Source organism: Paenibacillus sp. P3E, from assembly GCF_001909045.1.
Classification (GTDB): domain Bacteria; phylum Bacillota; class Bacilli; order Paenibacillales; family Paenibacillaceae; genus Paenibacillus_AQ; species Paenibacillus_AQ helianthi.
Map to the genome: position 1 here is coordinate 24097 of NZ_LVWH01000170.1, position 16423 is coordinate 40519.

13 protein-coding genes are annotated in these 16423 nt (G+C 49.4%); 1 reads left to right on the plus strand and 12 read right to left on the minus strand.

What is annotated here, in order from left to right; genetic code table 11:
• Window positions 1-4: 4 nt before the first annotated feature.
• The 11 genes from A3842_RS17065 to A3842_RS17115 all read right to left on the minus strand — a co-directional run bounded on the left by A3842_RS17065 (window position 5) and on the right by A3842_RS17115 (window position 15201).
• Entirely contained in the window at window positions 5-1858 is a 1854-nt protein-coding gene (locus A3842_RS17065) for a HEAT repeat domain-containing protein (RefSeq protein WP_074102180.1), read from the minus strand.
• Window positions 1859-1909: 51 nt separating this feature from the next.
• Window positions 1910-3349 carry an SWIM zinc finger family protein gene (locus A3842_RS17070; protein WP_074102181.1) on the minus strand — a complete coding sequence of 480 codons (1440 nt, stop codon included), beginning with the start codon at window positions 3347-3349 and terminating at the stop codon, window positions 1910-1912.
• A gap of 314 nt (window positions 3350-3663) precedes the next feature.
• Entirely contained in the window at window positions 3664-4266 is a 603-nt protein-coding gene (locus A3842_RS17075; RefSeq protein ID WP_074088657.1) for a response regulator transcription factor, read from the minus strand.
• Window positions 4263-5408 (minus strand): sensor histidine kinase, encoded by a 1146-nt coding sequence (locus A3842_RS17080; RefSeq protein ID WP_074088696.1) that lies wholly within the window; start codon window positions 5406-5408, stop codon window positions 4263-4265. The genes A3842_RS17075 and A3842_RS17080 overlap by 4 nt, the downstream gene beginning before the upstream one ends.
• Window positions 5409-5548: 140 nt before the next feature.
• Window positions 5549-6613 carry a Delta(5) desaturase DesA gene (desA, locus tag A3842_RS17085; protein WP_074088656.1) on the minus strand — a complete coding sequence of 355 codons (1065 nt, stop codon included), beginning with the start codon at window positions 6611-6613 and terminating at the stop codon, window positions 5549-5551.
• A 527-nt stretch (window positions 6614-7140) separates the two neighbouring features.
• Window positions 7141-8739, minus strand: a complete 1599-nt coding sequence (locus tag A3842_RS17090; protein ID WP_074102182.1) for a response regulator — start codon at window positions 8737-8739, stop codon at window positions 7141-7143.
• Window positions 8740-8756: 17 nt separating this feature from the next.
• Entirely contained in the window at window positions 8757-10127 is a 1371-nt protein-coding gene (locus A3842_RS17095; RefSeq protein ID WP_083609626.1) for an ABC transporter substrate-binding protein, read from the minus strand.
• 14 nt (window positions 10128-10141) lie between these two features.
• A complete protein-coding gene (locus tag A3842_RS17100; RefSeq protein WP_074102183.1) occupies window positions 10142-11866 on the minus strand; it encodes a sensor histidine kinase in 1725 nt (574 codons plus the stop codon).
• Between the two features lie 65 nt (window positions 11867-11931).
• Entirely contained in the window at window positions 11932-12780 is an 849-nt protein-coding gene (locus tag A3842_RS17105; protein ID WP_371916007.1) for a carbohydrate ABC transporter permease, read from the minus strand.
• 11 nt (window positions 12781-12791) lie between these two features.
• Window positions 12792-13745 (minus strand): carbohydrate ABC transporter permease, encoded by a 954-nt coding sequence (locus tag A3842_RS17110; RefSeq protein ID WP_074088651.1) that lies wholly within the window; start codon window positions 13743-13745, stop codon window positions 12792-12794.
• A 97-nt stretch (window positions 13746-13842) separates the two neighbouring features.
• On the minus strand, window positions 13843-15201 hold the full coding sequence (locus tag A3842_RS17115; RefSeq protein WP_074102184.1) for an ABC transporter substrate-binding protein: 1359 nt from the start codon (window positions 15199-15201) through the stop codon (window positions 13843-13845).
• Between the two features lie 224 nt (window positions 15202-15425).
• Between A3842_RS17115 and A3842_RS17120 the strand changes: the two genes are divergently transcribed.
• Entirely contained in the window at window positions 15426-15638 is a 213-nt protein-coding gene (locus A3842_RS17120) for a hypothetical protein (RefSeq protein WP_074088649.1), read from the plus strand.
• A 618-nt stretch (window positions 15639-16256) separates the two neighbouring features.
• On the opposite strand, the gene A3842_RS32590 is transcribed toward A3842_RS17120, so the two are convergent.
• The gene (locus A3842_RS32590) at window positions 16257-16415 is read right to left on the minus strand and encodes a hypothetical protein (RefSeq protein ID WP_167374618.1); all 159 of its coding nucleotides are present in this window, start codon (window positions 16413-16415) and stop codon (window positions 16257-16259) included.
• Window positions 16416-16423: the final 8 nt, after the last annotated feature.

A 16423-nucleotide genomic window follows, 5' to 3' on the forward strand; every position in this document is an offset into this window, starting at 1 on the left:
TTGATTATTCCCGGCTACGAAGCTGATGAATCACATATTCCAGCTGAGCACGGCTTTCGTAGTACCTCTGATTCGGAAGAAGGGCTTCCAGACGGCTGCTGAAGCTTGCGGGAAACCGCAGCATTTGCTGGAACTGGGCGTAATCAAATCTGTAGGGGTTATAGTTCTTCTCATTTTCCATCACAGACATCATCAGCTCAAGCAGCTCAGGGTCCTGCATTCCAGAACGTTCAAGACCTGTAAATATATTTGTGAAAAATTCATGATTCCGCTGCCTTTTCTGCTGGTTGTTCTGCTCGCTCAGCTTGTTCAGCAGATAGCGGCGGGATTCTTCATGACCCGGATGTGCAAAAGCGCATACCAGCTCCGGTACGTCCCTGTGAATGAACAAATCCAGCCAGCGCAGGTCCCATGCAGCCTGAATTTTTTCAGGAGAGAGCATTCCCAACTCACGGTACTGCCGCTCCCTCTGGGGGTCCCAGACCGCGTCATACAATAGCTCTTCCGCAGTCATAACCTGCTCTTTGATCGTGTCCATGAGCAGTTTGTTGCGCTGTGCAGAATCCTTGGTAACTACAGCTTTCAGCTTGTTAATCATCGTCCCGCCGAAATGCCTGTAGAGCTCGTCAGGTGTCATCAGCTGCTGGGCTGCCCGGAAGTAGTGCGGAAAATAACGGGAATCCTGTTTTTGCAGCTGCTGCAGCTCTTCAAAGGCTGATTCGGAAGCAGCCCTTTGCTTGTACCAAGCCGCTTCATTGATGATAGTCGTGTAACCCAGGGAAGCAAACCGGGCATATTCCTGGATTACATAGCTGTAGAGCTCATCCAGCTGCGGGTTCCGTTGTCCGGAAAGAACGGTCGCAAACGGACGGATTCTGCTCCACACTTCCTCCGTTTTTTTCTTATCCACATTCTCCTGCGGCGCTTCACGCAGCTCCTGCATATAAAGAACAGACAATCTCTCGGCAAGTGGCTCGGAAGAGGAATATACCAGCGCATCGGCCACCAACTCCCGGTCCTTCTTCGCCGCAAATGCTTCATACAGCCGGTCTTCGCCTTGCGGCGATCCGCCTGTCGTGAGCGCTTTATACGCAGCCTCGCGGATCACTTTTTTCTTATCGGTGCTCCATTCCAGCAGGGCCGGGAGGTAAGCCTCATGACTGCCAAGGCATTCGATCGCGGCGGCCCGGATATCGTCACTGCCGGTTTCAGCAGCATGGAAAATCTCTTCAAGGACTTCTGTTCCACCCGCCTTGGCAATGGTCTTCAGTTTGCGGACTTCACTTTTACCGCCTGCGATATTCAGATTTTCGATCAGATAACCAGCGATGGCAGGGCCGTAAGCCGGAAGAATCTCGGTCATACTAAATTCAGCGATCTCCGAATAGGGATCATTTAGAGCCGCAATCGCCAGGGGAAGCAGACGAAGATCCTGAAACATCCCCTCCTTAAAAGCCTCGGTCACAATCTCATATCTGCCGCTCCCGGTTGTAGTCAGTGCCTGCCGTACTACCGCGAGCTTCCGGTAAGGAAATTTGGTATCCAGAGAGAGATTGCGGCTGCGAAGCTCGCCCGGCGTTCCTTCAGGTGCGGTAACCCCTTGGGTGTACAATACCGATTCCAGGAGGAGCGTCAGCTCCTGCAGCCGGACGGCGGCAGGCGTTCCTTGTCCGTCACCCGGTTCCAGAAGGGAGGTGATGCCTTCCCCCAGCCGCTTAAAGACTGCTGCCCGCTCGCCAAGCTGTTGAAACTGTGGAAGCAGCCGTTTCAGCCGGAAATCACCGGCTGCCAGGTCACTGCCGGCAATATATAGTCTTCTGACCTCTTGATGAAGCTCTTGCAATAATGCTGTACTCATGGGCTGTCCCCCTATAGGATATATAAGAACGTATATGATATTTACAGGTAGTTAGTACAAAAGCCGGGTAATCGAACCGCCTTGGATCAAGGTTAATGGCTGGGCAATCAGACGCCCCTGATCCAGAAGATGCTCGAACATCACCAGAATGCAGCAATTCTTCAGAGTAGTTGCAGGCAAGAACGGAAGCAGCTCAAGCGTGCCCTGAGGCAGCGAAGGAATGTCCTCCAGCACCAGCCCGGTTCCGGATTCATCCGTAATTACGTACTGGCCGACTTCCGTCACACCCACACTAGCTGCATGCAGCAGCACTACAGGCGTTTTGTCGCTTAACGGGTTCTTCAATTGATTTTTGACCTTCTTGAGCGTCTCCGCATAAGAACGGCTAGCCTTTGCCGAAACCTTGTCAAAGTCTGCATCACTTATAGCTCTCGGTGTCATTTCTTCATAACGCACCCTGACATTCATATCTCCCGGGTAGGTGTACAGCAGCGGAATACGGGCAAGCTCAAAAAAACTGTCTTCTTCCCGCATCAGCTTGGCGGCCTTATATGGCCGGTAATTCACTGTCCGGTGAATCTCGCCGCCAGCTGTCTCCAGCCAGTAGCCGAGATCTACGAACTCCTGCCTAGCAGGATCATCGTAACTGTAGAACGCCAGCTGCAGAAGCTCGACATTCTCCTTCACCAGTCCATACTCCCTGAGCTCAGACAGCTGCCAGGCATGTCCCAGCCATTCATCAATCGTGGATTCATGATCAAGAGCAAGCTCAGGGTCCTCCGCTCTGGCAGTCAGATAGACCCGGCCTTTCCTGATAAAAGCATGAAGCCGCGTTAACTGCTCCATAGCATATGTATAGCCCTCTTCCCGGTCCTCTGCCTTACCCAGCAGCAGAGCAAAGTGGCGCAGCTGCGTCTGTGCTCCCGATAAATAGTAATTACCAAGCTGTTTTACATGCTCTTGCACGGTTTTAACTGTTTTGCTGTCGATCGTGGATAACCCGCCGCGGATCAGGGACAGCACCAGTTTTTCCAGCAGATCGAGCCCTTCAAGCTGTGCACCTATTTTTTTCTTCAACGCAGACTTGTTGACCTTCTTGGGCTTGCTCTCAGTACCCTCGGCTGCCTGTTTGGCCTTGTTCTCTTCACGCTTCTCCACCTTCTCGCGTTTGGAGGCTACATCCTCCGGCACAGGTGCCGGCGTGAAGGCCTGCCCTTCCACATAGGCATAGAGAAGACCGAGTGCATGCTTGCAGGGGAACTGCCGGCTGGGACAGGTACAACGGAACACCGGACTTTCCGGTGTAATAAAATCTACGGAGCACTCGTAAGGGGTTTTGCCGCTCCCGGCACATTGTCCAAAGAGCAGTTCCCCGTTCTCTGAAGTGTGCAGCTGTAAGAAGCTCTTCTTGCGTACCAGACCCTGGCCATTCTTGATAGCAGCGGCATTGGGTGCGAGCGAATCTACATAGGATGATGTTAGTTCAGGCAAATTAGTTGTCCTCCCGACTGAATTAGGTGGCAGATCAGCAGATGATATAACATGTAATATGAACACATGTACTTCATTACCCAAATCCAGGGATAAGATCACATGTTTGCATTTATCTTAACAAAAATACCCACAGGTTCCAATCCGGCACACGGTTTTACCTAAAAAACAGGTACATAGTCTTGTCAATGCAAAAATATTGACAGCAGATTATTTAACGAATCAGCTTCAGTTTAAACCCTGGACTGTGGGACGCGATTATAGACTTACAGCATAAAAAAAAGAGACTCTACGAGTCCCCATGTGATTTCCGTTTATTTAAACCAGCCCTTCTCCTTAAATCTGGTAATGGCTTCAATCCGGTTCCCTACATCCAGCTTGTCGAGGATGACCGATATGTAATTGCGCACCGTTCCGGTTGTAATGTAGAGCTGGCTGGCGATTTCCTTCGTATTTTTGCCATCGGCGATGAGTCCCAGCACTTCCTTCTCCCGCTGGGTCAGGGGATTGGCCTCATTGCTGTAAGCCTCATCCATCAGTTCAGGCGCATAGAGCCGTTTGCCGGCCATCACACTGCGGATAGAGAGTGCTAAGTCTTCACTCGGACTGTCTTTCAACAGATAAGCATTTACACCGGCTTTGACGGCCCGTTCGAAATACCCAGCCCGGGCAAAGGTGGTCAGAATCATTATTTTACAGCCGGAATCCTTCAAGACCTCCGCAGCTTCGAGACCGCTCATCGCCGGCATCTCAATATCCATGATGCAAATATCCGGCTTGTGCTGTTGTACCAGCTTGACGGCCTCCTCCCCGTTGCCTGCCCGGCCCACTACCTTCATATCTTCCTCGAGATCCAGCAGGGAAGCCAGTGCCCCCAACAGCATGCGCTGATCCTCAGCGATGACTATTTTGATCATTGTTCCTTTACCTCCAGTTCCGGCTGCTTAAAGACGTTCGGCACCTTAATGACAAGCGTCGTTCCTTGATCTTGCAATACATCCATACAGCCGTTTACAAATTCAAGCCGCTCTCTCATTCCCTGTAGTCCGTGACCCTTGTCATACAGATTGATTCCCTTGGTTCCCGAGCCGTTATCCTTTATCATAATCTGCAGGTCGGTCCGTGACGGTTCAATCCGCACCTGGCAGAGTGTGGCCTTACTATGCTTTACCACATTAGTAATGGCTTCCTTAAGACACATACTCAGCACATTCTCCGTAATCAGAGAGGTATTGGTTAACTTTGGATTGCCCTCCAGCTCGAATTCTATCTCAGCTGCCCCCAGCAGTTGGCGGATACGTACGAGTTCATCCTCCAGGCGGATTCCGCGCATTTGCGTTACCATCTCCCTGACTTCCTTAAGCGCACTTCTGGCGGTCTGGCGGACATCATTTATCTCTAGTACAGCCTGCGCCGGATTTTTGTGAACCAATTTGCCGGCCAGATCGCTTTTGAGGCCGATCAGTGACAGCTTCTGACCCAGTGTATCGTGCAGATCCCGGGCAATCCGTTGCCGCTCCTCTATGATCACCAGCTCGGAAATCCTTTTGTTGGCATCCTCCAGCTGACCCTGCAGTTTATCCTGGTTGTTACGGTTGTAGGTTGTCGCGGGCAGCAGCACTACAGCGATCATACTCACCAGTACGAACGGAATCTGTGAGATGAACACAGAACTTCCAGTAATCAGCTCATAGTTGATGGCAACGATGGTGGTCAGCAGGTGAATCGAATACAGAGTGAAAAAACCGGCTCTTTTCTGAATATTCCCGATAAAAAAAGCAATGAACAAAGCAAAGTACATATATCCAAACAGCAGAGTCATTGTGATCGAGACCACGATCTGCACACTGGTCCAGAAATAGACTACCCATCCCTTTGATTTGAACGAGAGGACATAACAGGCAAAAAAGACCAATACCATAACGATTCCATAGACCCACTGGTTCTGATTCACCGATGCGGAGCGGAAGATGAAATAAAACGGGAGAATATAAAATATGACCCATACATAAGGGCTGAGACCGGTACTTTTGTGAAAGATATGATGCCACTTCTGCATGTCAGCCATCCCTTTTGCCAGCAAGATTGTACCCCCATTTTAGCATAAACACTGCGTTTTCCAACAATTTTCGGCAAAAAAAGAGAAAGCGGAGCGTCGGCTGTAATGTTCTCCGGCTTCGTCTTTCTCTACTAAATATTCTATTCGCTCTGGAATCCGGGTTTGATGACTTTCAGACCCTCCGCTGCCGACTCCGGCTGTTTCATTCTCGTCTTGATCTCCCTGAAACCGACAAAGCCTTTATTCTCTTCATCCCATAAGCGGAAATGCAGTGCCTTCAGGCTGGTTCCAATGGTAATCGTTGTAGCGTGCTGCAGAGGTGTTGATGCATTGTGTGCCAGCTCCAGATTATAGTTCGGCACCTTCGGACTCAAATGATGAACATGGTGAAATCCGATATTGCCGGTAATCCATTGCAGTACCTTCGGCAGTTTATAATACGAGCTGCCTTCCACCGCGGCTGATACATAACTCCATTCTTCTTCATGCTCAAAGTAGGAATCTTCGAATTGATGCTGCACATAGAACAGCCAAATGCCGAGAAAGCCGGAAACGAATACGATCGGCAGCTGCACCATCAGAAAAGCCTGCCAGCCCATCGCCCAGATGAGCGAAGCATAAAGTGCGGCAATGGAAACGTTGGTCAAATAGGTGTTCATCCGTTCCTTGCGTCTTGCACCTTTGGCATTGAAACGGTATTGAATCAGGAAGACGGCGACCGGTCCGACCACGAACATGATCAGCGGATTGCGGTAGATGCGGTAGTACAGGCGTTTCAATGGCTTCGCTGCGATATACTCCTCTACGGTCATAATCCAGATATCGCCGATTCCCCGCTTGTCAAGGTTGCTGCTCCCGGCATGATGGATGGAATGGCTATGCTTCCACTGGCGGTAGGGTACAAGCGTCAATACGCCCGTAATCGTCCCGATGATATCATTGGCTTTGCGGTTTTTGAAGAACGAGCCATGGCAGCAGTCATGGAAAATAATAAAGGTGCGGATCACAAACCCGGCTGCGGGAACCGCGAACACAAGCGTTAGCCAGTAGGATACAGACAGGCTGAAATAGGCAGCCATCCATAAAAGCACAAGCGGAACGAGGGTATTAATCAATTGTCTGATACTCGCACTCTGATTTGTTTTTTCAAAGGGGGCCATACTTTTTTTCAGGCTGGAGAGCTGGGATGTCTGGTTTGTAGTCATCTAGTTCGTTTCCTCCTCGGATGTTCCAGGTAACGGATACATTCATCTATCTTCATTATAGAGTAGTATGTGTCATCCCAGAAAGGCATAAACATCAATGATGTTGTATGACAAATGTCATACCTACGTTCCAATTAGTGGTATCAATGGGGTTTAGAGAGTATTCCCGCGTCAATAGCTAGGCTGAAGAACCTGAGAGAGCTATGTATCTATTGTGCAAGCTCGGATCGGCCGACTCCCGGGTATCAGGCCAAGCCGAAGGAAGAGATCCGCTTAAACCGTATCCCGCCGGAAATTGGAGAGCTGGAGCATCTGGAGCAGCTTATCATTCAATATACCTCGATCCATGAGCAGCCGCCCCAGTTAGTGAAGCTGAGGTACCTGCAAAGCTTGAACTTGGAAATGTGTATGATCCACCGAAAACCTGATTTTCTCAATGGTATGAAGCAATTGAAATACATTAATATATCACGGGATTCGTTATGGGGAAATGATTGAATCAAGAGCGCAAACTTCAACAACAAAATCTAATTTGCCTGCCGGGAATTCGCCTCACGGTATTCCGTTGGGGTATTGCCGGTGGCTTTTTTGAATACTTGGGTAAAGTAGCGCGGGTCCTGATAGCCGACAAGCGGCGCGACCTGATAGACCTTCACGTTGCTGTTCTGCAAAATATATTTGGCCTTCTCCATCCGGCAATGGGTTACAAATTCCAGGAAGGTATAGCCGGAGATTTGTTTGAACAGTGTGCAAAAGTGACTGATGCTCAGATCCGCAACCTCCGCAACTTCTTCTATGCTGAGATCCTTGTGGTAGTTAGCTTCAATATACCGTTTGGACTTCTCTACTATGCTCCGGCCATCCTCACGGGAGGCCGATTTATGGCTCTCCAGCATCCACTCGCGGAATTCCATCTTAAGTGCAGCAATCATTGCCGACAAGGTACCGAGACCGTGCATTCTGCTGAGCAAACCTTCTAGTGACCAGTCGGTATGCAAATTAAGATGTTCAAATTGCCGGTACAGCACCACAATCATCTCAATGATCAGTCTCTCTGCAAGCTCCTGCGGCAATCCCTGCGCTTCAATGTAATCGGCCATTTCATCGAATAAGGACATCATCCGCTCCAGATCCAAAGTCCGGATACTCTCAATCAGGGCTAGCTCCAGCTCCTTCGGATATTTCACTTCCCGGCTCCCGCCAGGCAAAGACTCCTCATCAAGAAACACACCTGCCTGCCCCGAATAAAACCGCTGGTACAGTGCTTTGCAGGCGAGGGGGTACACAGTGCTCAATTGATTAATTCCCTGTGTAGTCCGGCTGATGCCTACCGAACACTCCAGCTTGGAATATCTTTTAATCCCGGCGGTCAGCTGCTCGCCAAGTTCTTTTCTGCCTGCACTTAGGTTCCCGGGGAATAGCAGAATCCACTCTCCGTTATAGAACGGGAATACGGACAGCACTCCATTTTCCAGCGACCACTCTTCCAGAATGTTCCGTACCGCGAAGAGCCAGAGGCGCTTCTCCTCCACACTCCAACGGGCGGTCAGAGAAGCATAATGATCAAGCCGGACCACCGCCATGAAATAGTCACTTTCCAGCTCGCTATTCTCCAGCCATTTGAGATGCTGAAGCGGACGCGGATTCCCGAGCGTGAATTCAGCGAACATCCGCTCACGGGCCAGCATGGACAAAGTCTGCACCGAGAGCAGCAGCTGTTCATTCTCCTTCTGGCGGTCGAGTCTTTCTCTGGCCCGGGCGAGCATCTCGGTCAATTCGCCGTGATCAATCGGTTTCAGCAAATAATCAAATGCCCCCTGCCGCAGCGCCTCCCGGGCATATTCAAACTCCCCATAACCACTGATGAAGATAAAGATCAGCTTGCCGCTGCGCGGCAGCACCTCCTTCATCAGCGCAATGCCATCAAGGACCGGCATGCGGATATCACTAATGATGATATTGGGTTCTGTCTCCTCAATCAAACGCAGCGCCACTTCCCCATTCCTTGCTTCTCCCACAATCGTTAGTCCCAGTTCCTCCCAAGGGATAGCCACCTTCAAGCTTCGCAGAATGATCGGTTCATCATCTACCAGCAGCACTTTGTAATTCACCAGTGTTGCACCCATCTCAAGACCCCCCAGGCTTATTGTATGGCCGAACTCCGAATCAATTTCCAGTATTGCTCTGATGAGATCTGTAGCTGCTTTAATGCCTCATCGCCCTGCAGGCCGCCATCAATCATCTCTTCTATGACACTCAGGAATGTTTTCTTGACCTCCGGTGACAGCAGATTATCGTAGGGCACGAAGCTCTGCTGATTCTTCTCCATCATCTCCATGACCTGGGCGAATACCGGCCCAGTCTTATTCGGATCAATGGGAATCCGCATGGACGGAATTCTTAAGCCTTCATACACGATCCGGCTCTGTATCTCTTGGGTATAGAATCCTTTCATCAGTGCAAGTGCCGCTTCCCGTTTGGCTCCGCTCAAGCTGGAGGACAACCCGATCCCGATGGTATACCCGCCCGCGATAGAGGCTTCCTCACTGCTGTTCAGAGCCGGGAACGGAATAACCCCAACTTCGTTCTGGAAATCTGCTGGAGCTTTCTCCCCTGAGAACAGGTTAATATCCCAGTTGCCATTCAAATACATGGCAGCCTGCCTGCTTGTGAACAGCCCGACTGCATTTTCCGGGGAGGTATCATTAGAAAGCGGACTAAATGCCTCCTCCCCGATCCATTGCCCCAGATGCCGGAACGCCTGCTTATAATAGCTGTTCTCAAAGCTGGCTCCTTCCTTACCGGTAACCAGTTTCTGGATCAGATCCGGACCCGCGTAGCGGTCCATTAAATAATGGGCAAATATCCCGGCAGGCCAGCGGTCTTCATTGCCGAGCGCAAAGGGAATGTAGCCCGCCTGCTTCAATTGGAGGATCGCTGCATCCAGTTCAGCCAGCGTCTCAGGAACCTTAATACCCAGCTTGTTGAAGATCATCCGGTTATAATACAGCGGCTCCGCATTGCCTTCAATCGGAAGTCCGTAAATATGATTATTATTGAACGTCCACAGGTGCAGATCCTTGAATTGATCCTTCAAGCCATTCACCTGGGCGAAATCCGTTAAGTCCATCAAGCGGTTGGAACGCACATAAGGCTCGATCTCGGCTCCTCCAAATAACACGAACATATCCGGGGGCGTGCCGGTAACCATTTCACTCTTGAGCTTCTGCTCACGGTGGATGGTCTGGTCCAGTCCCTCGAAATTCACTTTGACATTGGGATGTTCCTGCTGATACTTCTCTACCACCTCTTCGAAAATAGCCAGTAATGGCCGGTCATGCTCCTTAATCCAGAAATGGCGGAAGGTGAGGGTGATTTTCTCCTGGGCATTGTCCTCAATCGGTTCCCTTCTGCCTTGCATAATAAAGAGAACCGCTCCCGTCATCAGGCCAATATAGAGAATAATCCAGCCCCGTTTCATCAGCCATCTTTGGACAATCTGCTTTCTAGTCATTCCATCCGCTCCCGTCATGGCTGAATTCTCGGAATACGGATACAAATTGTTGACCCGAAACCAGGGGAGGAACAGACTACAATGCCGTAAGGATTGCCGAACCGGATTTTCAGGCGCTCATGCACATTTTTTAGTCCAACCCCGCTGTCGCTGTATTTTTTCGGATTGATGCGTTCCTTGTTCCACAGACTCATCAGCGTGGCGAGATCAAAGCCCGGGCCGTTGTCCTTGACTATAATAATCAGATCCTTTCCCATCTCCTCCGCTGAGATTGTAATTACTCCGTGCTCCTCCATCTGCTCAATGGCATGGTATAAAGCATTCTCGACAATTGGCTGGACAATAAGCTTCTGGGTCATCAGGTATTTCAGGGAATCCGGCAGCTCCAGTGCATAAGAGAACTTGTCTTCAAAACGGAATTTCTGAATATCCAGATAGTGTCGGACATGCTCAAACTCCATCTGCAGTGGAATCAGTTCCTGATTCTGGCTGATGCTGATCCGCAGCAGCTTGCCGAGAGAGACGACCATTTTGCTGATATCCCGGTTCCCAGCCAGTACAGCCATGGAGTTGATGGATTCCAGTGAATTATAGATAAAATGCGGGTTAATCTGCGCCATCAGCGCCTGCATTTCTGCTTCCTTTTTACGGCCCTGCTCGGTCTGCACCTGCTCGATCAGTTCCACGATCTGTGCGCTCATCCGGTTAAAGCCGTCAATCAGTGAATCGCTTTCATCATCGGCCCGGGGAGGTATGGTTATGGGTGTAAAAATACCCTGCTTTACCCGTTTCATGCCGTTCACTGCACTGTTGATGCTGCGCACAAGCCGGCGTACAAAATAATGGTCAAACAAAAACGCAGATATTAATGAAACCGCACCTAGTATGAGGGCAATATTGCGGATCGACACGGACTCTGAAGAAATCAGATTCATCGGTGTAATCGCTGCCAAATACCAGTCTGTATTATGTGAAGGCAGGAAAGTAATCAGTGATTTCTCCCCTTGGTAATTGTCGATGTAATAGTCCTCATCCCGGGAATAGTTGTCCTGTAAAAAAGGGAAATCCGTTCGTTGCCCGATATGCTCCCCGGATTTGGTAAAGACGATGTTCCCCTGCTTGTTCACCAGCAGAATATCCCCTTTTTTCAGTGTGGCGGCTTCCCAGAAAATCTGATCCAGCAAATCCGGTTTCATATACACCACAAGATAACCGATATCCTCCAGGGAATAATAATCCTTAATTATCCTGGCCTGCACCAGCACTGGGTTACCGGAAGATTCCGAGCCGTTCTCCCCTGGACCTGACCAGACGGGGCGCCCCTCCGCGCTCTCCATGGCCCCGTACCAGACCTGCTTCCGCATGTCAGCGAAGGACATTGGTGCGTTGTATTGATACAATAGACGGTCTTTGCCATATAAACTAAAGGAAGTTATCATCGGATGGTTGATCAGCAGATTGTTAATCTCCTGCTTACGGTCATAGGTCAGCACAAAATCCGGCTGCTTCAGTGACTGCTGAATCGCCGGCTGCGTTATGGCCGAGTTGGTTATGGATGAAATTTCACTGAGCGCGAACTTCAGCTTGCGGTCCGTCTCCAGAAGCGAGATCCAGTAGAAATTGCTGGATTTCTTCTCCATGGCATTGGAAAAATTAACATAGGTCACGCTCCCCATCACAATGACGGGGATGAACACGAGAAGAATAATAGCGAACAATATTTTGCGGCGGAGCTTCATAAATCCTTCCCTTCCTCCTGCTGTCCTATGTCCTTATTATTCTTCACGGCAATCCTTTTTTCCTGTTAGCTCTTGATTGCACCCGAAGTCAGTCCGGCAATGACCCACCGGCTAAAGAGCAGGAACACAACCAGCAGCGGCAGCGTTGCGGTGAAAGTGGCGGACATAATCATTCCATAATCCAGACCGTCACGTGTGGTAAACAGCTGCTGGAGGGCAATCTGAATGGTATAATGCTCTTTATTCTTCAGAACGACGAGAGGCCAGAAGAAATCATTCCACACGGTCATGAAGTTCAGAATGCCAAGTGTAGCCATGGCCGGTGTAATGACCGGAATTGCAATGTTCCAAAAGATGCGGAAATGCCCCCCGCCGTCAATGCGGCCGGCTTCAATCAGCTCCGTATGTACGGCTGTAGAAATGTACTGACGCATCCAGAAAATCCCAAATGCATTAACCATCGCCGGCACAATCAGTGCTTTGAAGCTGTCGATCCAGTGCAGCTTTGCCATAATCACGTAGGTTGGCAATACACCCAGTTGCTGCGGTACAAACAGGGTGGCAATGACAAAATAGAACAGTACATTTTTGAACGGAAACTCATATTTGGCAAACGCATAGCCGGCCAGCGTGCAGAAGAACACGACCGAGATCGTCACCATCGACGAAACAAACAGAGAGTTACCCAGCGCCTGGAAGAAATCCGCTTTATCCAGTACACGCTTGAAGTTGTCGATGAACTGATCTCCGATAGTCAGCAGCGGCGGCACATGAAAGACAGCACCTTTGTCATTGGTCCCCACCACAAACATCCAGTAAAACGGAAAGATGGATACCAGCGCCCCGAGAATTAACAAAACATAGAACCAGAATTTGCCGAAAAGACCGAGATCATCCGGATTTTTTTTGAACATACGCAGTGTACTCACGCTTTTTTCCCTCCTGTATCTCCACCCATGCGGCTTGAGACCAGCATATTAAGCAAAGAGAAAATAATCGTGACGAGGAACAGCAGAACTGCCGTAGCCGCCGCCGTACCGAAGAATCCATTACGGAAGGCTTCACTATATAGATAGGTCACCATTGTAATCCCTTCCTGCCGTGTCGAGCCGGTTCCGGATTGGCCCAGGAATACATATGGCTCTGTGAAGAGCTGCAGGGCGCCAATCGTTGAGAGCAGGGTAACAAAAATAATGAACGGACGCAGCAGCGGCAGAGTAATGAACGTAAGCTGCTGTCTTCTGCTGGCTCCGTCGATACGGGCCGCTTCATACAGATCCATCGGAATACTCTGTAGACCGGAGAGGAAGATAATCGCGTTGTAGCCCGTCCAGCGCCACATGACCATCGAGGAAATGGCAATTTTGACGCCCCACCACCCGGAGTTGAAGGCTACGCTGTCTAAGCCCAGTCCATTCAGCATCCAGTTGATCATCCCGTTATTGCCGAACAGTGTGCTGAATACCAGCGTAACGGCAACGATAGAAGTGATGTTCGGCATAAAATAGAGAATGCGGAATGTTTTTTTGAACCGGGTCATCCCTGAATGCAGGAGTACGGCCAGCAGCAGCGCCAGAATAATCTGCGGCACTGTTCCCATAAGTCCCATAATGAGCGTGTTGGTGAAAGAGATCCAGAAGGTGGGGTCGCTCGTCACCAGATCATAGTTTTTCATGCCGACATACTTCATGGGACCCAGTGCATCCCACTTGAAAAAGGATAAATAAATCGTGAAAAAGATCGGGTACAGTCCAAATATCGAGAACAGAATAAAGAAAGGAGAAATAAAGGTATATGCAGTAATGCGGCTCCGTCTTTGTTCAGTTAAAAAAGGGCGTTTGCTCTCGGCATGTGGACTCGCGAGTACGGGCTCAGCCATGTCACACCTCCAGGGAATATAACGTTTTTAAATCCGGATTCAAGGAGGATACTGCACCCCATGAATCCGGACAGTCATGACAACTTCATTGAAAGACTTAGCCGCGTTCTGCCAGAGTCTTCGCCTGTTTCACAGCTTCATCCCACTCTTTGGCCGGATCGGCTTTCTTCTCCAACACGTTTTTCAAGGCGTTCTTGAAGAACGTATCGGTCTGGTCATGCAGAGGACCGTAGTAGACAGGTTTTACGCGGTTTGCTGATTTACCGAATTCAACCGCAGTCTGCTGGCCGCCAAAGAAATCATCCTTGAAGTCCTTAAATGCAGGATCTTCATACAGTGCAGGAATGGAAGGCATCAGACCCTTGGTCTTGAACGATTCGAGCTGGTTGTCTTTATTGACCAGCCATTGGATAAAGTCATAAGCTTCCTTAGGATGCTTGCCTTCCTTTGGCAGGGTGATGAACGATCCGCCCCAGTTGCCTGCGCCTTCAGGAAGCTGGGTGATTTTCCATTTGCCGGAGGAATCCGGTGCGTTGCTCTTTATGTTGCCAGCCATCCATGCAGGTCCCATAACCACTGCAAAGGAACCGTCACTCATACCTTGACCCCACTCAGGGGACCACAGCATTACATTGCTGATCCAGCCTTCCTGAATGCCCTTAACCGTGAAATCATAAGCTTTCTTCACCTGCGGATTCGTGTCGCCGATGAATTTGCCGTCAGCTTTGCTGAAGTAAATTTCGTCAGCGGACTGATCGCGCAGAGCGTTATAAGTCAGATCCGTCAGATCCACAAACGGCTTGCCGGTTTTGTCTTTGAACGCTTTAGCTACCGTAGCGAACTTATCCCAGGTATCAATAGCAGCGCCGAAGCCGTCAGGATCATCCGGTAACCCGGCAGCCTTTGCCAAGTCCGTGCGGTAGTATACAACGGTAGGTCCGATATCTGTTGGAAGACCCAATTGGAAGCTGCTATCCACAGAAGAGGCTTGTTTCCATTTCCAGTCCAGATAATTGGCTTGAATATCCTTCGCACCATAATCGTTCAAGTTGTAGAATTTATCCTGAGCCCCCAGGAAACGTTCCATGAAACCGATTTCAAGTTGAAAAATATCAGGTGCTCCCGAACCCGCAGACAATGCTGTCGTCAGGTTGTTGTGGTGAGCGGTCTGGTCACCGGTGTTCTGAACCTTAATGGTAATGTTCGGATGATCCTTCGTGTATTGGTTCGCCAGCTCTTCATAGTTGACATTGCCAAGCGTCCAGAAGGAGAGCTCAATTTTTTCAGCAGGATCTGCAGCCTTTTCGGTTGCCGGAGCATTTGTACTTGCCGCGTTGTTACCTGCATTTTCTTTTTTGGTGTCGTTCCCGGCTTTGTTGTTCCCTCCGCATCCTGCCAGTGAACCTACTAGCAGAACGGCGGCAAGTGACACTGCCAGGTGCTTTGCTTTTCTCATTCCTCTGTACCCCTTTCAAAGGTTTCTCTTACAAGATTTAGTGTACAGTAGGCAATCCGGTTTTTTGAGGAGGCAAACTTCCGATTTATGGTGGAAATATTTACGATAGTGGTTATTCACCTTTGTGCTCACTCTGGATTTATGTGCTGCACACAGGTATACTATTTTTATTTCCATCCTTCCCCCATCCAGATCCTTATATTTTACAAAAGGAGAGTATTATCATGCCTATCAACCGCCCTTTGCTGACCGACAACGATCTTCAGGAAGCCGTTGACCGCAAACTGCCGGTTCGGGTCTTCGAGGATGACCATCTGGTGAATTCCGGAGCGACCGTCGTCCGCTTCACCGATTCGGATGTTGTGATTCAATCCCGGGTCAGCGACTTAACCTATTATTCCCGCAGGAGCTGCCAGTTCTTTGAGGTTAGACCTTAGCCGCTTTAACAAATTCACATTTGATTATGCACAAAAGAGCTGTCGCATAAGCCATGAAATGGTGGTACGCTCTTTGTTTCAAGAGTTGGATAGACGGTTGCGCTAGGTGAGGACGCTCCGCGAACGAAACGTTGTTCCAATCGCTGTGGTCTCCAGATTTTTTTCATTCCCCTTAGCGGTGAAAATCCGGAGACCAAGGCGAACGCTTCGCTTTTCCACAATCATTCCGTTCTCTCCGCTGTTTAAGTGGGAACCCTATCTGCAATCCTTCTAAAATCATAAATAAAGAAACCTTTCTTTGGTAAAATGGAAGTGCACACAACCATTTTAAATCAAGGATAGGTTTCTTTTGTACATTCAATATACCATGGACCAACTTTGCTTGGAGAGTGGACCAGAAAGAAGATATTCCAGAAAATCATCGTCTACGCCTACACTCTGCTGGAGCAAGCAACCAAAGACCAAAAACGAAGAGCAGCAATTCTCCAGTAGTGGAAGAATCACTGCTCTTCTTTCGTTTTACGATTTTTTAAAATGAACTTTCCCACTCGTAGAAAATTCTACTTATGGGACAGCCCCTATCTTTTTAAACGTTATAGGTTTGCTGGACTGCTACAGTTATTTCTTCAACCCGCCATTCGCCTTCATTTTCTCGCTCAGAATATCCTGAAAGCTGAGTGTTTTGTCATCGGACCTTTGCGGCTTCGGATCAGCCACAGGTTGAGGTCTGAAATATTGATGATTATAGGCCATAAGATTATGTACTGTCATACTCATTTAAGTTC